Source organism: Actinopolyspora biskrensis (assembly GCF_013408175.1).
GTDB lineage: Bacteria > Actinomycetota > Actinomycetes > Mycobacteriales > Pseudonocardiaceae > Actinopolyspora > Actinopolyspora biskrensis.
In genome coordinates this window covers 345620-367827 of record NZ_JACBYW010000001.1, presented here as the reverse complement: position 1 = coordinate 367827, position 22208 = coordinate 345620, and the positions used below count along the sequence as shown (strand labels likewise).

Genomic DNA, 22208 nt, shown 5'->3' with positions numbered 1-22208 from the left:
TCAGGAGCGGACGCATGTCGTTGGTTTCCGACACGTTGGACACGCTCTCGGCCCTGCCGGCCGGGCTGATCCTCCTCGTCGCCGGAGCCATGGCATTCGCGGAATCCGGTATCGGAATCGGGATGGTGCTGCCCGGCGAGACCCTGGTGCTGGTCGCCAGCGCCTCCGTGGACAACCGAGCGCTGCTCGGCGCGCTGCTGGTCGTGGTCACGATCACGGGCTCGGCCGGGGACCACGTCAGCTATCTGCTGGGCAGACGCTACGGGCCCTCCATGCGGAACACCTCGGTGGTCCGCCGCATGGGCGTGCCGCGCTGGGACCAGGCCATGGGCGCCCTCGACAGGCACGGAGCCGTCGCGATCTTTCTGACCAGGCTGGTGCCCGTGGTGCGGACCTTCGCCCCCGCGGCGGCCGGAGTCTCCGGTGTCCGCTACAACCGCTTCTTACCCGCCTCGCTGGCCGCCGCCGCGTTGTGGGCGGCGGTTTACGTGTGCGCGGGCGCCCTGGCGCGTGCCTCGCTGGAACAGGCCGAGAACATTCTCGGCACCGTGGGATGGATCGTACTCGGTTTGCTGGTCGCGGCAGGAATCGTGATTTTCGCCGTGCGGCGGATCAGAACGAGAAAACACGCGGAATCGTACGAACGAGCGAAATCGGTGCCACGTGCCGAGAATCCGATCAACGCGGTCGGCGAAAAAGATCCCTCTTGAGCACTGCGGCCGGGTGGGTCCGGGAGGCGGGCCATCACCCGCGTCCCGCTCCTCCCGAGGCGTCCCGCTCGGCTCCGCCCCCGCGCCTCGTCCGCCGTATCCCGACGGCTCCGCCGAGCAGCAGCACCGCACCGAGCACCAGCACGATCAGCGCACCGAGCAGGTCGCTGTCCACCAGATCGGACAGCCCCTCGCCCACCAGCATCATCACGCCGATCAGCCCACCGACGAGCAGCACGGGGTCCCGGCGCCGCGCGAAACCGGCCAGCAACGCCGCCGCGACGAGGAACAGCACCGGGTAGCTCCACAGCTCGTAGCTGCTCCCCAGCGGCCAGTAGGCCCCCAGCAGCAGGATGATCACGCCCAAGGTGAGCGCGAGCCGTGGCGCGACGAAGAGCCCCCGCAGCGCGAGCACGGTCCAGACGATCCCGAGCGCCAGCAGCGCCACGGCCGTGATGTTGTGCGCGGAGAGGAACGTCCCGCCGTGGTAGGGGCTGTAATCGGGCCCCACCCACAGGTTCGCGAACTCCCGCACGACCGACACCGCCGCGACGGCCACGGCCAGCAGGCCGGGCACCGCGGGCAGCGCCAGGTAACCGAGCGACGCGATCACCAGAGCGGTTCCCGTCGCGGGCAGCAGCGTGTCCAGCTCCGGAGTACCGATCCCGACGGCCGTCCCCCCGGTGAGCGCGGCGAGCGCGAACAGCGTGGCCACGATCCTGCCCCGCGCTCCGGGCTCGCGCGCCTGCTCGCGCAGCCCGTTCCTGCCACCGCCCAGGTAGGCACCGATCAGCACGAACACGATCGTCAGCCCCGCCATGACGCTCACCCGGAGCGGCCTGGCCAGCGTGTCGTGCAGTCCCGACACGAGCACGGAACCACCGACGAGCATCAGGGCGGCGCCGAGATAGCCCGCGATCTCCACGAGCACGTTGCGCGCCCTGGCGGAGTCGCGTGCTCGTCCCTCCGACTCGACGGCCTCGACGGCGGCCCTCGCCTGCTCGTCGGTGAGCTCGCCCGCCGCGACCAGTTCGTACAGCGCGTCACGCTGTCCTCGGCTGAGTGCCCCGACCAAGGTTCCCCCAATCCGTTCGAACGCCCGACGGTCCCGAAACCGTCGGAACGGGCGATCCCCCCACTTCGGGCGTGACCCGATCATCCCCCGGTTCCTGTACACAAGTCCACCCACCGCGGAATCCCTCACCCCGCTCGGTAACCGAAGGAGCCCGTTCGATCACGGAGCGAGTTCGACGGCGGGTTGTGTCGCCAACGCCACGCCGAAAGGGCCCCACCGGAACCGGACGGGTCGCGACACGCCGGATCCAACACGATTACGCTGCAAGTTGGACGAGGGATAACAGCGGAACGAATCGGTCAAGTTCGACCGGATTCACCGCACGAGGGAAACTGGAGCCGCGAGGAGTGTCCGTCACAGACGACCTTGCCCGTTTGACCACCAAACGAGTTCCCGAGGACTGGACCGAGCTGGACCAGCGCGCCGTGGACACGATCCGCGTTCTGGCGGCCGACGCCGTCGAGAAATGCGGCAGTGGCCACCCGGGCACCGCGATGAGTCTGGCCCCAGCCGTGTACGCACTGTTCCAACGAGTGCTGCGGCACGACCCCAACGACGCGAGCTGGATCGGCCGGGACCGCTTCGTGCTGTCGGCCGGGCACTCGAGCCTGACCCTGTACCTGCAGCTCTACCTGTCCGGCTACGGGCTGGAGCTGGACGACATCAAGGCGCTGCGCACCTGGGACTCGGCCACTCCGGGGCACCCGGAGTACGGCCACACCACGGGTGTGGAGACCACGACCGGACCGCTCGGTCAGGGACTCGCCAACGCGGTCGGCATGGCCATGGCCGCACGGCGCGAACGCGGCCTGTTCGACCCCGAGGCCGAGTCCGGCGAGAGCGTCTTCGACCACCAGATCTACGTGCTCGCCTCCGACGGCGACATCGAGGAGGGCGTCACCTCCGAGGCCTCCTCGCTGGCGGGAACCCAGCAGCTGGGCAACCTCACGGTGATCTACGACGCCAACGAGATCTCCATCGAGGACGACACGCACATCGCCCTGTCCGAGGACACGGCCAAGCGCTACGAGGCGTACGGCTGGCACGTGGTCACCGTCGACGGCGGTGAGGACGTGCGGGGCTTCCTGGACGCCGTGGAGGCCGCGCGCGCCGAGACCGACCGGCCGAGCATGATCGTGCTGCGCACGGTGATCGGCTACCCGGCGCCGAACAAGATGAACAGCGGCAAGGCCCACGGCGCCGCGCTGGGCTCCGAGGAGGTCGCCGAGGTCAAGAAGGTTCTCGGCTTCGACCCCGAGAAGTCCTTCGAGGTCTCCGAGGAGGTGCTGGCCCACGCCCGCTCGGTCGCCGAGCGCGGCAAGGCCTCCCACGAGAAGTGGCAGATCGCCTTCGACTCGTGGGCCGATGAGAACCCGCAGCGCAAGGCACTGCTCGACCGGATCAGCGCCAGGCAGCTGCCCGCGGGCTGGGCGGACGCGCTGCCGAGCTGGGAGGCCGACGGGAAGGGCATCGCCACCCGCAAGGCCTCCGCCGAGGTGCTGGCCTCGCTCAAGGACGTGCTGCCCGAGCTCTGGGGCGGTTCCTCCGACCTCGCCGAGAGCAACAACACCACGATGAAGGGCGCCGACTCGTTCGGTCCCGAAAGCATCTCCACGGGCATGTTCCCCGCCCAGCCCTACGGGCGCACGCTGCACTTCGGCGTCCGGGAGCACGCCATGGGGTCGCTGCTCAACGGCATCGCGCTGCACGGGGGAACCCGTCCCTACGGCGGCACCTTCCTGATCTTCTCCGACTACATGCGGCCCGCCGTGCGCCTGGCCGCGCTGATGCGCGTGCCCACCGTCTACGTGTGGACGCACGACTCGATCGGTCTCGGAGAGGACGGGCCGACCCACCAGCCGATCGAACAGCTGGCCAGTCTGCGTGCCATCCCGGGGCTCTCCGTGGTCCGCCCGGCCGACTCCAACGAGACGGCAGCCGCGTGGAAGGCCGTGCTGGAGAAGCCCGACGGCCCCGCCGGGCTGGCGCTGACCCGCCAGGGCGTTCCGACCCTGGAGGGCACCGACCGTGCGGGAGTCTCCCGGGGCGGTTACGTGTTGGCCGAGGCCTCCTCGGGTACCCCCGAACTGGTGCTCACAGCGACCGGTTCCGAGGTGCAGCTGGCCGTGGAGGCCAGGAAGATTCTGGAGGCCGAGGGCGTTGCCACTCGTGTGGTCTCGATGCCGTGCGTCGAGTGGTTCGACGCGCAGGAGGGCGACTACCGCGAGCGGGTGCTGCCGTCCTCGGTGCGCGCGCGGGTCTTCGTCGAGGCGGGCATCGCCCAGTCCTGGCACCGCTTCGCCGGCGACAACGGTGAGATCGTCTCGCTGGAGCACTTCGGTGCCTCGGCCGACTACAAGACGTTGTTCGACGAGTTCGGCATCACGACGGAAGCCGTGGTCGCGGCCGCGCGGCGGAGCCTGAGCAGCGTGCGCTCCGGCTGAGCCCACGGGCGCACGCCAACCGACCCGCAATGCTGCGAACGACGGAGGTAACTAGTGAGCGGCAACAGCAACCTGCAGGCGCTCAGCGACGCCGGTGTGGCCGTCTGGCTGGACGACCTGTCCAGGCAGCGGATCAACTCCGGCAACCTCGCCGAGCTGATCAAGGACTACAACCTCGTCGGGGTGACCAGCAACCCCACGATCTTCGCGAGCGCCATGTCCGACGCGGAGGAGTACCGCGAGCAGATCAACGAGCTCGCCGCCCGCGGGGCGGGCGTGGACGAGGCCGTGCGCGAACTCACGACCAGGGACATCCGGGAGGCGGCCGACGTCTTCCGTGACGTGCACAAGGCGACCGGCGGCGAGGACGGCAGGATCTCGCTCGAGGTCGATCCCCGGCTGGCGCACGACACCGAACGCACGGTCACCGAGGCCCTGGAGCTGGCCAAGGCCGTGGACCGGCCGAACATGTTCGTCAAGATCCCGGCCACCCCGGAGGGACTCCCCGCCATCACCCGCACCCTCGCGGAGGGCGTGAGCGTGAACGTGACGCTGATCTTCTCGGTGCAGCGCTACCGGGAGGTCATGGACGCGTTCATGGCGGGCCTGGAGCGGGCCAAGGACAACGGTCACGACATCAGCCGGATCCACTCCGTGGCCTCGTTCTTCGTCTCCAGGGTCGACTCGGAGATCGACAAGCGGTTGAAGGCCATGGGGGCCTCCGAGCACCTGTACGGCAGGGCCGCCATCGCCAACGCCCGGCTGGCCTACTCCGCCTACGAGGAGACGTTCACCGGATCGCGTTGGCAGGCGCTGGAGCAGGCCGGCGCCAACCGGCAGCGTCCGCTCTGGGCGTCCACGGGAGTCAAGGAGCCCGCCTACTCCGACACCCGTTACGTCGACGAGCTGGTGGCCCCGCACACGGTCAACACCATGCCCGAGTCCACGTTGTACGCGACCGCCGATCACGGCAACATCGTGGGTGACACGGTTCGTGGCACGGCCGCCGCGTCCCAGGAGGTCTTCGACTCCCTCGCCGAGGCGGGAATCGACCTGGACGACGTGTACGCCGTCCTCGAACGCGAGGGCGTGGAGAAGTTCGAGAAGTCCTGGGAGGAGCTGCTCCAGACGGTCTCGCAGCAGCTCGAACAGGCTCGGTAGCAGCGGTCGGCCCGTCCACGTGCCGCGGCCCGTGGACGGGTCACCGCCCGGACGCAGGCGGCCGCCCGGTCGGAGGAACCGGCGGCCGCCTGTCAACGTGTGCACCTTTTCGTCACGTGTTGACGATCGAACGCGAAGGAACCGTATGACGACTGAAACCTCGGCCGAGATCGCCGATCCTTCGCTGGCACGGGAGGCCGAGTCCCTGGTCCAGCGGCTGGTCAACGACCGGGCCGCGAGCAAGCTCGCCGCCGGAGATCCGACGCTCTGGGGAACGGACGCCGAGGAGGAGGCGTCCGCGCGACTGTCGTGGACGACGTTGCACGAAACGTCCCGCGGGCTGCTCGCCGAGATCGACGCACTGCGCGCGGAGCTGCACGAGGAGGGGCTGCACCGCGTGGTGCTCGCCGGCATGGGCGGTTCCTCGCTGGCTCCCGAGGTCATCACCGCGACCGCGGGGACCTCGCTGGTCGTGCTCGACACGACGGACCCGGCCCAGGTCTCCGACGCCCTGGAGGGCGAGCTGGACCGCACGGTCGTGGTCGTCTCCTCCAAGTCGGGGACCACGGTGGAGACCGACTGCCACCGGCGGATCTTCGAGCAGGCCTTTTCCGAGGAGGGCATCGACCCGGCCCGCCGCATGGTCGTGGTGACCGATCCGGGCTCGCCGCTGCAGGAGCTGGCCGAGGAGTCCGGCTACCGCAAGGTCTTCGCCGCGGACCCGAACGTCGGGGGACGTTACTCCGCGCTGAGCGCCTTCGGGCTGGTTCCGGCCGGGCTGGCCGGAGCCGACATCGCCGGACTGCTCGACGACGCCGCGGCCGCCTTCCCCGCACTCGCCTCCGATGACGAGTCCAACCCGGCGATCCGGCTCTCCGCCGCACTGGCCGCCGCCCACGGGAACGGCGCGGAGAAGGTCGTCCTCGCCGACAGCGGCTCCGGGATCGTCGGCTTCAGCGACTGGGTGGAACAGCTGATCGCCGAGTCCACCGGCAAGTCGGGGATCGGGCTGCTTCCCGTTCCGGTGGAGAACGTGGAGGCCACCGGCTTCGCCACCGCGGGTGGGGACGCCACCCCGGTCGCCGTCGGTCCGCCGGACGGAACCGCCTCGATCAGCACCCGGGGCCCGCTCGGGGGAATGATGCTGCTCTGGGAGTTCGCCACGGCGCTGGCGGGCAGGCTGCTCGGGATCAACCCGTTCGACCAGCCCGATGTCGAAGCCGCCAAGGAGGCCGCGCGCAGCCTGCTGGACGGCCCGGCAGGCGGACCGATCGCCACCCCGGCGGTGGTGGACGGTTCGATCGAGGTCCACCCCTCGGGTGACTGGCTCTCCCCCGGGGTCGGGACCGTGGCCGAGGCGCTGCGGTCCCTGGTCGCCATCGCCCCGAGCAGCGGCTACCTGGCCGTGCAGGCCTATCTGGACCGTCTCGACGACGCCTCGATCACCGTGCTGCGACCAGAGCTGTCCCGGCGCAGTGGTCTGCAGACGACCTTCGGCTGGGGACCGCGCTTTCTGCACTCCACCGGCCAGTACCACAAGGGCGGGCACCAGAACGGGGTCTTCCTCCAGGTGACGGGCAGTCCCGGAGCGGATCTGGACGTCCCCGGGCGTCCCTACACCCTGGCCGGTCTGCAGCGCGCGCAGGCGCTCGGGGACGGCCAGGTCCTCGCGCAGCAGAACCGGCCGGTGCTCCGCCTGCACCTGACCGACCGCGCCGCCGGACTGGTGGAACTGGTCAAGGCGGTGCAGGATTTGCGTGCGGCCGGCTGAGGCGCGGCTCTAGCAGGAAAGGACGAGACGTGAGCTCCCCTGAGCACAATCCACTGCGCGACCCCAGGGACAAGCGGTTGCCGCGCATCGCGGGACCGGCCGGTCTGACCATATTCGGGGTCACCGGCGACCTGTCGCGCAAGAAGCTGATGCCGGCCATCTACGATCTCTCCAACCGGGGGCTGCTGCCCCCGGGGTTCGCCCTCACCGGCGTGGCCCGGCGGGAGTGGGAGAACCAGGACTTCGGCGACGTCGTCTACGAGGCGGTCAAGGAGAACGCGCGCACCCCCTTCCACCAGGCCGTCTGGGACCGGCTCGCCGAGGGCATCCGCTTCGTCTCCGGCAGCTTCGACGACCCGGGCACGTTCGAGCGACTGAGTCGGACGATCAAGGAGCTCGACGAGGAGCGCGGCACCGGGGGCAACCACGCCTTCTACCTCTCGGTCCCGCCGGGGGCGTTCCAGACCGTGCTGACCAACCTGTCCCACTCGGGGCTCGCCGAGCAGACCGAGGACGAGTGGCGCCGGGTCGTGATCGAGAAGCCCTTCGGGCACGACCTGGAAAGCGCGAAGGAACTCAACCGGACCGTCAACGAGGTCTTCCCCGAGGACTCGGTGTTCCGCATCGACCACTACCTCGGCAAGGAGACGGTGCAGAACATCCTCGCGCTGCGCTTCGCCAACCAGCTGTTCGAACCGCTGTGGAACGCCCACTACGTCGACCACGTGCAGATAACCATGTCCGAGGACATCGGGCTCGGCGGTCGCGCGGGCTACTACGACGGGATCGGCGCCGCCCGCGACGTGATCCAGAACCACCTGCTCCAGCTGCTCGCGCTGACCGCCATGGAGGAGCCGCTCTCGTTCTCCCCGGGCGACCTGCGCGCGGAGAAGAGCAAGGTGCTCTCGGCCACCAAACCGGTCGGACCGTTCGCCCAGACCACGGCGCGCGGCCAGTACACCGGCGGTTGGCAGGGCGGCCAGCAGGTTCCCGGGCTCCACGAGGAGGGCGGTTTCGCCTCCGACTCCAAGACGGAGACCTTCGCGGCGATCACCCTGGAGATCGAGAACCGCCGTTGGGCCGGGGTGCCGTTCTACCTGCGCACCGGCAAGCGGCTCGGCAGGCGGGTCACCGAGATCGCCGTGGTGTTCAAGCGCGCGCCCCACCTGCCGTTCGACGACACCATGACCGAGGAGCTCGGTCAGAACGCGCTGGTGATCCGGGTGCAGCCGGACGAGGGCGTCACCATGAGGTTCGGGGCCAAGGTGCCGGGCACCTCGATGGAGGTGCGCGACGTGACGATGGACTTCGGCTACGGGCACTCCTTCACCGAATCCTCGCCCGAGGCCTACGAGCGGCTGCTGCTGGACGTGCTGCTCGGCGAGCCCTCGCTGTTCCCCGTGAACGAGGAAGTGGAGCTGTCCTGGCAGATCCTCGACCCGATTCTGGACTACTGGGCCCAACACGGGTACCCGGAGAAGTACAAGGCAGGAAGCTGGGGGCCACCGTCGGCTGAGACGATGCTGGCCCGCACTGGACGAGTCTGGAGGCGGCCGTGATCGTCGATCTGCCCTCCACCACCACCTCGCAGGTCAACAAGAAGATGGTCGAGCTGCGGGAGTCCGGTGGTGCCGTAGCACTCGGCAGGGTGCTGACACTGGTCATCGTCACCGACGACAGCTCGGAGACCGAACAGGCCATCCAGGCGGCCAACGAGGCCAGCCGGGAACACCCGGCGCGGGTGATCGTGGTCGCCAAGGGCGCACGGCAGGCCGCGGCCAGGCTCGACGCGCAGATCCGCATCGGGGGCGACGCGGGCGCCTCGGAGGTCGTGGTCCTGCGGGTGTACGGCGAGTTGGCCGAGGAGGGGGCTGCTTCCGTCGTGCCGCTGCTGCTCCCGGACGCCCCGGTGGTGGCCTGGTGGCCCAACGACTCCCCCGAGTACCCGGCCAAGGACCCGGTCGGGGAGCTGGCCCACCGCAGGATCACCGACGCCGCCGCCGAGCCCGACCCGATCGACGCGCTCGGCGCCAGAACCAGGTCCTATGTGGACGGCGACACCGATCTGGCCTGGACCCGGCTGACCTCGTGGCGGGCCCTGCTCGCCGCGGCCCTGGACCAGCCGCCGTTCGAGCCGATCCGGGGCGCCACCGTCTCCGGCGAGGCCGACTCCCCGTCCACCGACCTGCTGGCGGGCTGGCTCGCGTCCAGCCTGGACATCCCGGTTCACCGGAAGGTGAACCGGGAGGGGCCGGGGATCGTCTCCGCCGTGCTGGAGCGTCCGAGCGGCAACGTCGAGGTGGTCCGCCCGGACGGCAAGATCGGCTACCTCACCCAGCCGGGCCAGCCCGACCGCAGGGTCGCGCTGGAACGCCGCGCCGTCCGGGACTGCCTGGCCGAGGAGCTGCGCAGGCTGGGACCGGACGAGATCTACGAGAGCACCCTGCGCGGGCTGTCCGAGGTCGTTCGCGAGGACCCGGACGAGCACGCCGAGGAGTCCGAACCGGTGTCCGCGGGGCAGCAGTCATGAGCAACGACGAGATCATGGTGCACTCCGACACGGACGTGCTGACCGAGGCCGCCGCCGCGCGGCTGATCACCAGGATCGTGGACGCCCAGCAGGCGCGGGGTTTCGCCTCGATCGTGCTGACCGGCGGCGGCACGGGTATCGGGGTGCTGCGCAAGGTGCGGGAGTCGCCCGCGCACGCGGCCGTGGACTGGTCCGCGGTGAACGTGTTCTGGGGGGACGAGCGCTTCCTCCCCGAAGGCGACGGTGAGCGCAACGAGACCCAGGCCCGCGAGGCCCTGCTGGACCACGTTCCGGTCGATCCGCGCCGGGTGCACCCGATGGCTCCCTCGGACGGCCGGTTCGGTTCCGATGTGGACGCGGCAGCGGAGCACTACGCCGCCGTGCTCGGCGCGCTCGCCGAGACGGGCTCGGCCGCGCCGGTTCCCCGGTTCGACGTGCTGATGCTTGGTGTCGGCGAGGAGGGGCACACCGCTTCGCTGTTCCCCGCCACCCCTTACGTGCGGGACACCGAGCACGTGGTGCTCGGGGTGCACGACTGCCCGAAGCCCCCCGCGGAACGGATCTCGCTGACGCTGCCCACGATCGGGGCCGCCTCCGAGGTGTGGTTGATGACCGGTGGCGCGGGCAAGGCGGAGGCGGTGGCGCGGGCGCTGGGCGGCGCGCACGCCGTCGACGTTCCGGCGGCCGGTGCCCGCGGCAGGCAGCGCACGCTGTGGCTGTTGGACCGTCAGGCCGCGGCCGAGTCGGCGGCGGTGACCGCTCCGGCGACGCCGGAGCAGGGCACCACCCCGCCGTGATGCTGCCTGCCGGGACGCCGTCCGCTAAGGACGCCCTGACGAACTGCTCCGGTCCCACGGTCCTCGGCCCGCCGACGACCGTGGGCCGGGGCACCGGCTCTGGTGAGCCGGGTGGCCGTCGCGTTCCGGTGATCGCGAATCCGCCGCCCCGAAAATCCCGCCTCGGGTCGTGCCCATAACTTTTGACGATTCCGCGCGAAACGTCCTTCCCGGAGCGACTCCGGAGGGCCGGTCCCGCGCGAAACGCCGCGCTCGGACGGAGGCCCGCGGCGTCCTCAAGCGCCGCGCTGGGTCAGCCCGTACAACGTGCCCTCCGGGTCGGCGAACTGCGCCCAGCGGGTCTGCCCGCTGGGGTCCCACGGCGCGGGCTGCGGCTCCACCGGAAAACGCACTCCCCGTCCCGCCAGGGACGTGAACGTCGCGTCGAGGTCGTCGCAGTCGAACCACACGTGGCTCATCTCGCCCAGCCGCCTGCGCACGAGCCCGCGAACCTCCGGATCGCCCTCCGCGATCACCAGGTACGTCGTCGCTTCCGGGATTCGCACCTCGATCCAGCGGGAGCTCTCGCCGTAGGCCGCGTCGGCCTGCACCTCGAATCCGAGCGTTTCCGTGCAGAAGTCGAGCACCCGCTGCTGGTTCTCCGCGTAGAGGACGACGAACTTGGGATTGGTGATCATCGGGAAACCTCGCACCCGCCGAAGAGTTCTTCCGAACCAACGGTAGGGCCCGTCTCCGGCCGCACCGGTCCACGAACACGCTCGCGGGCCCCTTTCCGATGAAGGAATCCGGGGCGGGCCCTCCCGCTCACACGTTCGGGCCAGGGTCTCCGGCCGGTCCGCCGGAACCGGCACGCGTCACGATTCGACCGGGGTCCGGCTCACCACCACACCGTCGTGATCGCTGAGCAGGTACTCGCCCGGGACGAACCGCACCCCTCCGAACTCCACGGTCACGTCCGCCTCTCCGGCACCGCTCTTGGAGCTCTTGCGCGGATTCGTGCCCAGCGCTCTGACACCGAACTCCATCCCGTCGATGACGGCGGAGTCGCGGATCGCGCCGTTGACGACGATCCCGCCCCACCACGGTCGATGCGATGACGCCACGGGAGGGCGCGACCTCGCAAGATCCAAAGTTTTCGAATTTTTCGAGTAAGCGTGTACACTGGCACGTGTCAGGAAACGAGTGGTCCGCGCGGACCGCTGTGCATCGAGGGAGGGTCACCGATGACCGCGACGATGCAGGACCAGACTGTGCTACCTCCGGATGCCGGGGAGGAGCAGAACCTGTTGGGCGCGCTGGCCAAGCAACTGGCCCGCGACGAGCAGGGCGAACACGCCCTGCTGCTGGGGCCGGATGGCAGCGAGATCGAGTTGCCCGATCCCGTGTTCCAGGCATTGCGTGATGTCGTCAGCGCGATGTCGCAGGGATTGGCCATCACGGTGGCCCCGCACAACACGATGCTGACCACCCAGGAGGCGGCCGACCTGCTGGGGATCTCGCGACCGACATTGATCAAACGGCTCGAGGCGGGCGAGATTCCCTACGTGCTGCACGGCCGTCACCGGAAGGTGCGGTTGAAAGATGTCGTGGCCTACCGGAATCACACGTGGCAGGAACGAGAGGAAGCGCTCGACGAGATGGGCGCCGCCGGCCAGGAAGCCGGTTTCCACGACGACACCCTGCAGCCACTGCCACAGGAGTAGGAGCCCGCGGTGGCCTTCCCCGCCTTCCTGGACACGTGCGTCCTCGTTCCGGGGTATCTCAACGACACCCTGCTGCGGCTGGCCTCAGCGGAGACGTACCGCCCGCTGTGGTCCGCCGACGTGCTTGAGGAATTGCACCGCAACCTGGTCAGGATGACTTCCGAGGCGCAAGCCGACCATCGGCTGCGCAACATGCGGCGTCACTTCACCGATGCCGAGGTCACCGGCTACGAGTCCTTGATACCGGCCATGACCAACGACGAAGGCGATCGTCATGTGCTGGCGGCCGCCGTGCGGGGAAACGCCGCCGTGGTCGTCACCGCGAACCTGCGCCACTTCCCCGAGCAAGCGCTGAAGCCGTACGCGATCGAGGCCGTGCACCCCGACGAGTTCCTGCTCGACCAGCTCGACCTCTACCCGGCGCGGGTCATGGCCTGCCTGGCCCGGCAAGTCAGCGCCTACACCAGGGAGCCCACCACGATCGCGGGCTTGATGAACCGCCTCGAACGCACCGGCCTACCGAAGTTCGCCGCCGAGATTCCGCGCCACCAGCAGTGACCGCCTCCTGCCCGGAGCGGACTGACCAGCTGTGCTGTCCCGGCCCGGTGGGACCGCCCCCCGGTCCGAACCTCAGGAGAGCACGCTCCCGACGGAGCGAGGGACCAGGAGCCCCGGCTGGTTCCCACGAAAGAAAGGACGACGGTCCCGCCGGGGCCGGCACGCGTCACGATTCGACCGGGGTCCGGCTCACCACCACACCGTCGTGATCGCTGAGCAGGTACTCGCCCGGGACGAACCGCACCCCTCCGAACTCCACGGTCACGTCCGCCTCTCCGGCACCGCTCTTGGAGCTCTTGCGCGGATTCGTGCCCAGCGCTCTGACACCGAACTCCATCCCGTCGATGACGGCGGAGTCGCGGATCGCGCCGTTGACGACGATCCCGCTCCACCCGTTGGACCTCCCGAGTTCGGCGATGAGGTCGCCCACCAGCGCCGTGTGCACCGAGCCCGCACCGTCGACGACGAGCACGGCCCCCTCTCCCGGCTCGGACAGCGTCTTCTTGAGCAGCGCGTTGTCCTGGAAGCACCGCACCGTCCGGATCGGCCCGGAGAAGACCTGGCGGGTGCCGAAACGGCACAGCTGCAGATCGCAGCTGCGCACGTCTTCCCCGTCGCGGTCGGCGAGGTCCGCCGTGGTTGTCGTCATGGTCGAATGCCTTTCGTATCAGCTGGTCGTCAGGTAGGGATCACCGGCGCGGACGACCACGGCCGTGGCCACGAATCCGGCCTCGGACACGGATCCGCCGGTGAACCCCGTGAGCGTCCCGTGCGCGGTTTCGACGGGAGGGGCGGTCAGTTCGGCGCGGAAACCACCGTCGGGCCCGAAGCTCACGAACGCGTCGGTGAAACCGAGCCAGCGACCCGTCAGCGGGAACCACGCCTTGTACACGCTCTCCTTCGCGCTGAACAGCAGGCGGTCCCAGCTCCGGTCGGCGGGCAGCCGCGACAGCAGTTCCCGCTCCCGCTCGACGGTCACCTGTTCGAGCACCCCCGGGGGCAGCTCACCGTCGGTCTCGGCGTCGATACCCAGCGAGCGAACCACGCCTTCCCGCGCGACGGCTGAGGCGCAGTACCCGGTGCAGTGCGTGATGCTGCCGACCACGCCCTCCGGCCAGAGCGGTTCCCGGTTCGTTCCACTGGGGACGGCGATCTCGCCGTAGCCGAGCCCGGCCAGCGCGCGGCGCGCGCAGCCGCGCGCCACGGTGAACTCCCGCCTGCGCTTGTGCACGGCTCTGGCGACGGACGGCTCCTCCTCCGGCAGCAGCCGCGCCCGCGGGTCGTCGCCGAACGTCTCGGAGGACACCACCCCCTCCGGCAGGATTCGCTCGATCACCGGTGGGCCCTCACCAGTTCCTCGAAGGTGCGTTCGCCCGCGGGCGGCAGAATGCTGTGCAGCGGCTCCCCCGGGCCTCCGCGTCTGCGCCACTCCCGCGGATAACCGAGCGAGACCTCCTCGAACGGCACCCCGTCGATCCGGTCGGTCACCGGGATGTGCAGGTGACCGTGGACCTCGGCCAGCGCGCGGAAGCGCAGGTGCCAGTCGGCGGTGAGTTCGGTGCCGCACCAGATTCCGAACTGCGGGTAGTACAGCCTCCTGGTGGGGTCGCGGTGCAGCGGCCAGTGCGAGACCAGCACGGTCGGCAGGTCCTCGGGGATGGCTTCCAACCGGGGCAGGGTTCGCCTCACCCGGTCGTGGCACCACGCCGTCCGCGACTCGTGCGGATCGGGGTGCAGCAGCACCTCGTCGGTGCACACCACCCTGGTCTCGTAGGCGTGTTCCAACGCCTCCGCGGCGGTGGTGCCGGGGGTGCGGAAGCTGTAGTCGTAGAGCACGAACAGCGGGACGATCACGACCTCCCGCTCCCCGTCCCGCCACACGGGGTAGGGGTCCTCGGGGGTGGTCACGTCCAGTTCGCGGCACATCCGCACCAGGTGGTCGTAGCGTTCGACGCCGCGCGCGGACACCTCGTCGTCGGCCGGGGTCCACAGTTCGTGGTTGCCGGGGACCCAGACGACCTTGGCGAACCGCTCGCGCAGCAGTTCGAGGGCCCAACGGATCGTGTCCGTCTTCTCGGCGACGTCCCCGGCCACGATGAGCCAGTCCTCGTCGGTGTGAGGCCTGATCGTGTCCAGCACCGGGCGGTTGTCCCGGTGGGAGACGTGCAGATCGCTGGTCGCGAGCAACGACGGCGCCGCCATGCGCCAGACCCTACCGGCCGGTCGTCGCGCGCGGGAGAGGACGTGCTACACACCGCACCGGTGTTGACAGCCGCGCTTCACGCCGTCGACGGGCGAGCGGTCCGGGCATCACCGCCCCCGGGCCGGATTCGGCGCCGTGGGCGCCCGCTCGCCCGGCCGAGCGACGTCCGGCGGTGCGGAGGGGCCGTGGCAGGATCGGGTCATGGACGAGGTCGGCGAGCACGAGGACCGGGACGGATCCGCGCCGGACGGGCGCGGCACGGACGGCGGGCGGGAACCCGGTTTCGCCGAGACGCTGCGCAGCCAGTCCGCGGGCTGGCTGCTGCTGGCCGAGCGGATGCACCCGCGGCAGCAGCCCGCGCTGGACGAGCTGGACGAGCTCGGCACGGGCAGCGAGACGTTGCGGGCCACGCTCGACGAGTTCCGCCAGCAGGCCCTGCTGCTGCACAACGCCATGTCCGCCCAGGCCCGGGCCTACGAGGAGATGCTCGAGTCCGGCGGGCCGGACGATCCCGAGGCCTACGAGAACTACCGGCAGGCCACCCAATTCATCAACGAACTCCTCCCTTAGTTTTGCGAAGCGACTTGCTCGGGTGGTCGGGTAGCCGTCACGTGAGTCGGCGCCTTGCTGTGTTGGGCTCGCTCTTGAGTAGCGGCTACGCGGCGAGCGGCCCGGCCGTGCAATGCATCCGACTCACGCACCGGAGCTTCTCGATCTGCGTAGGCTGAAAGCACTCCACGTCGCACGAAGCCTGTTGTCAGAGGTTCCCCTTCGACGGGACAACGCCGAAGTCCCCGCTATGCAGTCGGCAGGAAAAACATGACAGGAGAAGCTCCCGTGAACGATGCCTGGTCCACTCGACCGGAAGGAGCGGCGGACCGCGCCGCCGTCCGCGCAGTCAACCTCGCGGCCTTCCCCACCGCCGAGGAGGCCGACCTGGTCGACGGGTTGCGTGCCGACCCGTTGGCCTGGATGGACGGCCTGTCGATGCTCTCCGAGACCGCAGAGGGCACCCCTGTCGGCCACGCCCTGCTCACCCGCTGCCACGTCGACGACCACCCCGCGCTGGCGCTGGCCCCGTGCGCGGTGCTGCCCGAGCACCAGCGGCGCGGAGCGGGCGCGGCCGCCATCCGCGCCGCGCTCGACGCGGCCAGCGCGCTGGGCGAGAACCTCGTGGTCTGCCTCGGGCACGCCGAGTACTACCCGCGGTTCGGATTCACCCCCGCCTCCGGTTTCGGCGTGCGTGCGCCGTTCGAAGCCCCCGACGAGGCGATGATGGCGCTGGCGCTGGACGGGAGCCGACCCGTTCCCGGCGGGACCATCCGGTACCCGGACGCCTTCGGCGTCTGACCGGTTCGCCCGGGCGCGGCGGGAACTCTCCATCCCGCCGCGCGCCGTGAGATCACCTCGCCCGGAACGGGCCACGGTGCCGTGTTCCCCGACTGCGGGACGGAACGGATCCGGCCGGCACGGAACACTCGCCTTCCTGTTGTCGCGTTAACCTGCGAGTGCTCGAATCGCATTCCCCGCGAACCGGCGAGCCGTCTCACACGTGGGTGGGTCATCTGTCGAGTTCTCACTCACGTGCACTTTCAGCGATTGGTCACTCGCCACATCGACGTATGACGTGCAGCTGTCGTGCGGCTCACTCGCAGATTCGCCGTACTCGATCCTGATCACGCGATATCCTTTCACCCGGGACAAATCGACCGCCCGGGAAGACTCCATGGACCCGTCGGTCCACCGATCGATTCCGTGGTTCGTTACGACAGCGACAGAGACAGTCCCCCCGTACAGAGGCGAATACTGACAACTCGTACCTTCTTCGCCCGCACCTTCCACAACCGAGACCGGTTGCGGCGGCGCCTTCACCTGAAGATCACGCAGTTCTGCCTGCGAAATCAGATCACATGGCTGCACATTGTCCAACGACAACTCGCGTGGTCGGTCCGACGAGCCACACGCCGTCGCCACACCCAGCAGCACCAACATCGCGGACACGAACCGCACGGTACGACCACTCATCCGTAGTATCGCACCTTCAGCTCGGCGACTTGCGCCTGAAAGTGCTGGATCAGACGCGGAACTACCTCGGTGGCCCGCGCGACGAACTCGCGCTCGCTCAGCTCACGCACGGTCCCGCGACGGATCGACACGCTGAATTCCTGCATTCCGACCGTGGATATGGTGACGCGTCCGTCGCTGGACTCTGCACTCGCCTCGACCGCGTGCATCTCTTCCTCGAAGGCGAAGTCGTGCTGGTCGTTCGGTTCGATATTCAGGTTCGTGGTGCTGATCGCCTCGCGGTACTGCCGCACCCACCCGGTGTACAACCGTCGGGCCAACCCCGCCAAAGCACGTTCCAGAAAACGCTCGTCGATGAACTCGTACACGCTCTCCCCGAACGTGAGCGTGACCTGATTACGATCACGTAGCTCGGCTTCGAGGTCCACACCAGGAGCGTTCGCCCGGACCCGAATCCTGTCCAGTCGCTCAGCCAGTTCACCCACTGTACTACTCCCGTCTAGGTCGCCCGCCCGAGCCCGTCATCGCTGGTCACTTCGTCGCCGCCCATGCCTGCCAACGCCGGGCGCGCCGAGACGAAATCGCTGCGGGCAGCCTTTATTTCACCCGGAATCGCGTCCAGAGTCTTGGCGACATCACCACCGGATTTGCGGATCTCCTCGGTGAGCTCGTCGATCGAATCCTTCATGGACTGTATGATCTGCTCCGCTGAGCCGCCTTCCTTGTTCGACTCCTTCGGGTCACCCAACTTCGCCCCGTCCATTCCGGCGGCACCAACCGCACCGGCGGCCCCCACGGCCGGGATCACGGCTGCCGAAGCTCCTCCGGTAAACGGAACCGAACCGACTGCCGCCACCGCGGCAGCCACCGAAAAGGTGAACTTCAGCTCGTTCTTCCCACAACTGTTGGTATTGTCCAAACCGTTGAGCGTTTCCTTCGCGATAGTTTCAATGTCGTCACGTGCTCGGCGCCACCGCTCCTGATCCGCTTCGAGCGCACCTCTCATCGCGCCGAGCAGCAAAAACTGATTCTCGGCCACAGCCGGGAACGGGTCGAGGAAATTCGTCTTGAATTTGTCCGCGGCCTCACCGGTCCAGTCCTCCAACTTGTCCCCGGCGGAGTCGACCTGGGCCAGATCCGGATTCGCAGTGATGTTCCCACCGTTGATCGGGTCCTTCTTTCCGGAGGACAGTTGCTGCATCGCGTTCCCCAGCGCCTCGATCAGCGGATCGTAAGACTCGGGGTCGGGCATGCCCGCGAACGGCTCGAAGCGCGGTACTGCCGCTCCTTCGTATTTTCGCTGGATCTCCGCATAGTTGACCCCACGGGCCCCGCTGGGGCCACCCTGACTGGCTGTATCCACCTCATGCTGGTACTCGACTTCGGCGGCGCGCTGCTCGATCTCCTTCGCCCGCTGCATCAAGTCGTCGAAACTCATACCCTCACTCCGGTTTCGGTTTCCCGCGATCGTCAATGAGCCGCTGTAGCTCCGCCGCAGCGACCCGGTCGTCCTCCGCGTACTGGTCGGCCGCCTGGTTCAACGCCTCGGCGGTCTCGTCCAGGTTCTCCCGGGTCTTGCGCAACAGGTCGATGACGGAATCGTGCGCCTGCTGGTACTTGTCCACCACCGCACCCCGCTCTGCGACGAACTGCTCGGGCACACCCGCGAGCCCGTCCACCCCATCCAGCGCGCTCGCACACTTGTCGATCGCGCTCCCGTACACATCGGATACCGTCGAAAGGTGGGATTTGGCGACCTGTTTCAGTCCGTACAGGTCGGCACCGAAATCCTTGCCCGTGTGTGCCATGTTCCTGCCCTTCGGTCGGCGTAGTATCCGTTATGCTATCTCCCGCAGCGACACCGAGGGTGAAACTCACGAAAAAAGGATAAAGACCGCGTCGGCTTCCGCCCCGTGTCTCGGTCAGGCGCGACGCGTTCGCTACTAGCAGGCCTGAAGAATCAACTCCCGCACCCGTTACCCGTTTCGCGTCAACCTTTCCGCCGGTGGCCTTTGTGGTAGTGCCGACGATGACGCCCACGGCCCGGTGCTTGAGGAGCAGTGGACCGGAATCCTGCGGTATGCCTGGCTAACCACACGTGTGGTCTAGGCTGCCTGGGTGCGTGGTAGTAGCGGAATTGATCCGGATGTGTTGCGGCGACTGCTGCGGTAGCAGGCGCTGACGTTGGGCGCGCTGGCTGCCCTCGCGTCAGGAGCTCATCACCTACGGCGCGGGGAATACGGTGCCGGAACCGACGAGGCTGTCGACATCGTCCGCCGCACCCGGGGTGCGAGCAGAAGAACATCGCGTGGCGCTGCAACGGCCCGGATTCGACCACGTGGGCCGCTACCACTGTCGGCACCCTCGTTTTCGAAGGTGCTATCTACTGTGCTCGGATCAACAGGCCATTGTGGACGAGGAGTGTGGAGCGTGATCCGATCGTCATCGTCGTCCACACCGACCGAGAAGCCGCGGAACAGCGCACAACCGACGAGCTGCGTCGCACCGAAGGCTCCGACTGCCACACAGTTTCGCTGCCCCTCGGATGGCGAGCCGACTACCTGTCCGTAGCCGAAGAATGCGGGCTGCTGATCGGATAACGTGCGGAGCACGTTATCCGATCATGGACGTCCTCTGCCCTGGGCTGGATCAGCGCCAGAAGGCCCGGACTCTTCCCCCACCGCGCGCGGTGGCTCCGTCATCCCGATCTCGCTTCCGCGATCCTTCCACCACCACACGGCCTCGTTCGGGGCGGGAGGACGCCGAGCCGCTGGTGGGCTCACCGCACGGTGGTGATCAGCTCCTCGATCTTGTTGCCGAGCACCCTGGCGTCGGCCGGGGTGAGCGCGTGCACGGGTTCGCCGGTGCTGCCGCGCTCGGTGTGGTCGAGGTAGCGCCCGTCGGGTTCGGCGTTGTCGAACCAGCGCACCACCGCCGAGCGGTTCACGCGCCCGTTGCGGTCGCGGGCGTTGGCCGCGAGCTGGCCCGCCCGCAGGTGCTCGGCGCCCCCGACGGCCCGGTACGTCTCCAGCTGGCGGTCCCCGCTGGTGGCGCTGCCCCGCGTCGTCGCGGCCCGTTCCAGGAAGCCGTGCTGCGCGGGTTCCTGCTCGGTCTCCTCCTTCGGGAAGGAGCTGGACGGCACCTTCACCGGCCCCTGCTTGCCCGGCGGGGCCGCGGGCAGGGTCGGCAGCAGCGCCTGGGACAGGCTCACCCCTTCGTGCAGTTCGACGGTCAGGGGCCCGCCGTAGCGCTCGGTCTCACCGGGTGGCTGGACGCCGAGGACGATCCTGCTGCCCTCGGTGACCGCGGCGATCGTGCGCCAGAGGTGTGGTTCACCGGCCCGGGGGACCCACAGCGAGTCCACCCACAGGTAGGGCTTGGCCAGCACCGTCAGCACCCGGGCCAGGCCCGGTTCGATCTCGTCGTCGACGATCAGCCCCTGCGAACGCATCGTCCCGTACTCGCGTTTGCCCACTTCGGCGAACTCCTGCCGCGTGTGGGTGTAGGGCGCCACCTCCAGCGGAAGAGCCAGGTCGTCCAGCCCGAGATAACCGTGCACGAAGTACAGGTGCAGCGGGTGCAGCTGCCAACGGCCCGCGACGGCCAACTTTCTCCCCTTTTGCTTCGTGCGGAGCTCCTCCGCACCTGGTGTCTTCGAATGCTTTCCCGATGTGCTGCCGCTCGGCGCGGTAACTACCAGGCCGACCGAGCCGCCGAGTCCTACCCGTTCACTCGATGACCGGCGGGGCGGTCCTGGGCATGTCGTTGAACCACACGTCGTCCCACTCCTCCAGCCAGCTGGGGCGCTCGTGTTCCTCCTCCTCGCCGCCCTGACCGCGCTGGCCGCCGCCCATCCCCATGGGGCCGCGCGCGCCACCGCCGCCGCGTCCCGCGGAACCGGCCGTGGTGCCACCACCGCCCGAGGCCGGGCCGGCACCGCTCTTGACGGAGCCCGTGCCGGAGCGTCCCCCCGGCCCGATGTTGGAGCCCGATCCGGCGCCTCCCGGAGCGCCTCCGGCGTAGCCGCCCGCGACGGCGCCACCACCGGCACCTCCGGCGGCACCACCCGCACCGGGGCCACCCGCGCCCGCTCCGGGCCCGCCGGCGGACGGGCCGGACGCCCAGGCCGATTCGCTGTCCGAAGGCGACACCGAGGATCCTCCCCCGGGGAGCGTGCCGGCTCCGCTCCCGCCGGGCTGCCGCGACTGGCCGTCCCAGCCGGGGCCACCGCCCTGGCCGGTTCCGGAGCCGCCTCCCGAGTAGCCACCGCCGGGGTAACCGGCCGTGCCTGCCCCTCCGCCGGAGTAGCCCCCGGTTCCACCTCCGGGGCCCCTTCCGGGCGGGACACCCGCGGTGCCCGGGCCATCAGGTTTGGAGTCCGGTGGGGGCGCCTGCTTGCCGTCCAGCTGACGGTACGCCGGGACCGTGGTGTCCACGTCGCGGTAGGTGGCCCCCATGACCCGGTCCATGGTCTCCTGGGCCTTGCGTTCCTCCTGCTGGCGCTCGTGCATCTGCCGCAGGGCGTCCGTCCCACCCCCGAGAGGACCGGCGGCGAGACCGCTGACCACGGTCCGGCTCACGTCGTGGTCCTGCGGTTCGGGCACCATCGCCTTGACCTGGCCCGCCGCCGAACCGGCCTCCTCGATCTTGTTGCCGGTCAGCCGGAAGCACTCGCCGCTGCCGCTGGACCACTTGGCCAGGGGCTGCGCGGACCGCTTGGCCGCCTCGGCCGCCTCGCCGGACCAGCCGCTGTCGATGGCTCTGGTGGCCTCCTGGACGAGTTCGTCGCCGATGGAACTCAGCTCCTTGCCGATGTTCCGCCATCCTTCGGCCACGGCTGCCGCGTCGGACTGGCTCAGCGTGTTCTGGTTGGTGTCGTAGATCTGGCGGTGCCCGTAGGACTGCCAGTTCTCCTGCTGCGAGATCGAGGCCGGATCGTAGCCTGCCGGGGCGTCCAGCCGCTGGTTGCGCTGGGCCAGCTCGTCACGCAGCTGCTGACCCTGCTTCTCGGCGGCGGCCGCCCGCTCCTGTTGGGCGTTCTCCGCACGCGTGTCGAAGCCGAAGACACTTCCGACGTCGTCGCGCACCGCCCCGGCGAAGTCACCGGCAGCGTTCCACGTGGCACTGGCGGCGTCACCGACGGCGTCCACCGTCGCGTTCGCCGCTTCGCCGACGGCCTCACCCGCCGAGCTCGCCTGCTCGCCCAGCCAGCCCATCACACCCATGACGTC

General features: G+C 69.3%; 23 protein-coding genes and 1 pseudogene. 12 read left to right on the top strand and 12 right to left on the bottom strand.

Annotated elements, in window-relative coordinates; translation table 11 throughout:
- Positions 1–14 precede the first annotated feature (14 nt).
- Positions 15–710: a DedA family protein gene (locus FHR84_RS01660; protein ID WP_179533633.1), complete on the top strand. Its 696-nt coding sequence runs from the start codon at positions 15–17 to the stop codon at positions 708–710.
- 34 nt (positions 711–744) lie between these two features.
- Here FHR84_RS01660 and FHR84_RS01655 read toward each other — a convergent pair whose 3' ends face one another.
- Positions 745–1785: a DUF2157 domain-containing protein gene (locus FHR84_RS01655; RefSeq protein WP_179533632.1), complete on the bottom strand. Its 1041-nt coding sequence runs from the start codon at positions 1783–1785 to the stop codon at positions 745–747.
- Positions 1786–2159: 374 nt separating this feature from the next.
- On the opposite strand from FHR84_RS01655, the gene tkt reads away from it, so the two are divergent.
- The 6 genes from tkt (at position 2160) to pgl (ending at position 10488) form a co-directional block, all read left to right on the top strand.
- Positions 2160–4229 carry a transketolase gene (gene tkt / locus FHR84_RS01650; RefSeq protein ID WP_179533631.1) on the top strand — a complete coding sequence of 690 codons (2070 nt, stop codon included), beginning with the start codon at positions 2160–2162 and terminating at the stop codon, positions 4227–4229.
- Positions 4230–4283: 54 nt separating this feature from the next.
- On the top strand, positions 4284–5390 hold the full coding sequence (gene tal, locus FHR84_RS01645; RefSeq protein ID WP_179533630.1) for a transaldolase: 1107 nt from the start codon (positions 4284–4286) through the stop codon (positions 5388–5390).
- A gap of 145 nt (positions 5391–5535) precedes the next feature.
- Positions 5536–7161 (top strand): glucose-6-phosphate isomerase, encoded by a 1626-nt coding sequence (locus tag FHR84_RS01640; protein WP_179533629.1) that lies wholly within the window; start codon positions 5536–5538, stop codon positions 7159–7161.
- A gap of 29 nt (positions 7162–7190) precedes the next feature.
- Positions 7191–8720 carry a glucose-6-phosphate dehydrogenase gene (gene zwf, locus FHR84_RS01635; RefSeq protein WP_179533628.1) on the top strand — a complete coding sequence of 510 codons (1530 nt, stop codon included), beginning with the start codon at positions 7191–7193 and terminating at the stop codon, positions 8718–8720.
- Positions 8717–9691 (top strand): glucose-6-phosphate dehydrogenase assembly protein OpcA, encoded by a 975-nt coding sequence (gene opcA / locus FHR84_RS01630; protein WP_179533627.1) that lies wholly within the window; start codon positions 8717–8719, stop codon positions 9689–9691. The genes zwf and opcA overlap by 4 nt, the downstream gene beginning before the upstream one ends.
- Positions 9688–10488 carry a 6-phosphogluconolactonase gene (gene pgl, locus FHR84_RS01625; RefSeq protein ID WP_179533626.1) on the top strand — a complete coding sequence of 267 codons (801 nt, stop codon included), beginning with the start codon at positions 9688–9690 and terminating at the stop codon, positions 10486–10488. Before opcA ends, pgl begins: the two co-directional genes overlap by 4 nt.
- Before the next feature lie 275 nt (positions 10489–10763).
- Here the strand turns inward: pgl and FHR84_RS01620 are convergent, their stop codons facing one another.
- Both FHR84_RS01620 and FHR84_RS22695 read right to left on the bottom strand, forming a co-directional pair.
- Complete coding sequence (locus FHR84_RS01620; RefSeq protein WP_179533625.1) at positions 10764–11165, bottom strand: VOC family protein; 402 nt, start codon at positions 11163–11165, stop codon at positions 10764–10766.
- 177 nt (positions 11166–11342) lie between these two features.
- Positions 11343–11567 (bottom strand): annotated as a pseudogene (locus FHR84_RS22695) (RraA family protein); the annotation flags it as partial.
- 156 nt (positions 11568–11723) lie between these two features.
- Here FHR84_RS22695 and FHR84_RS01610 point away from each other — a divergent pair.
- Positions 11724–12191 carry a helix-turn-helix domain-containing protein gene (locus FHR84_RS01610; RefSeq protein WP_246300088.1) on the top strand — a complete coding sequence of 156 codons (468 nt, stop codon included), beginning with the start codon at positions 11724–11726 and terminating at the stop codon, positions 12189–12191.
- A 9-nt stretch (positions 12192–12200) separates the two neighbouring features.
- Positions 12201–12749, top strand: coding sequence for a VapC50 family PIN domain-containing toxin (locus tag FHR84_RS01605; protein ID WP_179533623.1), 549 nt, complete (start codon positions 12201–12203; stop codon positions 12747–12749).
- Positions 12750–12915: 166 nt separating this feature from the next.
- Here FHR84_RS01605 and rraA read toward each other — a convergent pair whose 3' ends face one another.
- Genes rraA through FHR84_RS01590 form a run of 3 tightly spaced genes read right to left on the bottom strand, consistent with a single transcriptional unit; the run spans position 12916 to position 14951 of the window.
- Positions 12916–13398 carry a ribonuclease E activity regulator RraA gene (gene rraA / locus FHR84_RS01600; RefSeq protein WP_179533622.1) on the bottom strand — a complete coding sequence of 161 codons (483 nt, stop codon included), beginning with the start codon at positions 13396–13398 and terminating at the stop codon, positions 12916–12918.
- Between the two features lie 18 nt (positions 13399–13416).
- Positions 13417–14085 (bottom strand): 4'-phosphopantetheinyl transferase superfamily protein, encoded by a 669-nt coding sequence (locus FHR84_RS01595; RefSeq protein WP_179533621.1) that lies wholly within the window; start codon positions 14083–14085, stop codon positions 13417–13419.
- Complete coding sequence (locus FHR84_RS01590) at positions 14082–14951, bottom strand: metallophosphoesterase family protein (protein ID WP_179533620.1); 870 nt, start codon at positions 14949–14951, stop codon at positions 14082–14084. The genes FHR84_RS01595 and FHR84_RS01590 overlap by 4 nt, the downstream gene beginning before the upstream one ends.
- Before the next feature lie 202 nt (positions 14952–15153).
- On the opposite strand from FHR84_RS01590, the gene FHR84_RS01585 reads away from it, so the two are divergent.
- Both FHR84_RS01585 and FHR84_RS01580 read left to right on the top strand, forming a co-directional pair.
- Positions 15154–15522 (top strand): hypothetical protein, encoded by a 369-nt coding sequence (locus FHR84_RS01585; RefSeq protein WP_179533619.1) that lies wholly within the window; start codon positions 15154–15156, stop codon positions 15520–15522.
- A gap of 249 nt (positions 15523–15771) precedes the next feature.
- Complete coding sequence (locus FHR84_RS01580; RefSeq protein WP_179533618.1) at positions 15772–16302, top strand: GNAT family N-acetyltransferase; 531 nt, start codon at positions 15772–15774, stop codon at positions 16300–16302.
- Between the two features lie 147 nt (positions 16303–16449).
- Here FHR84_RS01580 and FHR84_RS23440 read toward each other — a convergent pair whose 3' ends face one another.
- The 4 genes from FHR84_RS23440 to FHR84_RS01560 are packed head-to-tail and all read right to left on the bottom strand — an operon-like array spanning position 16450 to position 18785.
- Positions 16450–16944, bottom strand: a complete 495-nt coding sequence (locus FHR84_RS23440; protein WP_425489851.1) for a DUF3558 family protein — start codon at positions 16942–16944, stop codon at positions 16450–16452.
- A 29-nt stretch (positions 16945–16973) separates the two neighbouring features.
- Complete coding sequence (locus tag FHR84_RS01570) at positions 16974–17462, bottom strand: hypothetical protein (RefSeq protein ID WP_179533616.1); 489 nt, start codon at positions 17460–17462, stop codon at positions 16974–16976.
- A 14-nt stretch (positions 17463–17476) separates the two neighbouring features.
- A complete protein-coding gene (locus FHR84_RS01565) occupies positions 17477–18415 on the bottom strand; it encodes a hypothetical protein (RefSeq protein WP_179533615.1) in 939 nt (312 codons plus the stop codon).
- A gap of 4 nt (positions 18416–18419) precedes the next feature.
- Positions 18420–18785, bottom strand: a complete 366-nt coding sequence (locus tag FHR84_RS01560) for a hypothetical protein (RefSeq protein ID WP_179533614.1) — start codon at positions 18783–18785, stop codon at positions 18420–18422.
- 615 nt (positions 18786–19400) lie between these two features.
- On the opposite strand from FHR84_RS01560, the gene FHR84_RS01555 reads away from it, so the two are divergent.
- The gene (locus tag FHR84_RS01555; protein WP_179533613.1) at positions 19401–19577 is read left to right on the top strand and encodes a hypothetical protein; all 177 of its coding nucleotides are present in this window, start codon (positions 19401–19403) and stop codon (positions 19575–19577) included.
- 179 nt (positions 19578–19756) lie between these two features.
- On the opposite strand, the gene FHR84_RS01550 is transcribed toward FHR84_RS01555, so the two are convergent.
- The gene (locus FHR84_RS01550; protein ID WP_179533612.1) at positions 19757–20584 is read right to left on the bottom strand and encodes an ESX secretion-associated protein EspG; all 828 of its coding nucleotides are present in this window, start codon (positions 20582–20584) and stop codon (positions 19757–19759) included.
- A 121-nt stretch (positions 20585–20705) separates the two neighbouring features.
- Positions 20706–22202: a PPE domain-containing protein gene (locus tag FHR84_RS22690; RefSeq protein ID WP_179533611.1), complete on the bottom strand. Its 1497-nt coding sequence runs from the start codon at positions 22200–22202 to the stop codon at positions 20706–20708.
- Positions 22203–22208 lie beyond the last annotated feature (6 nt).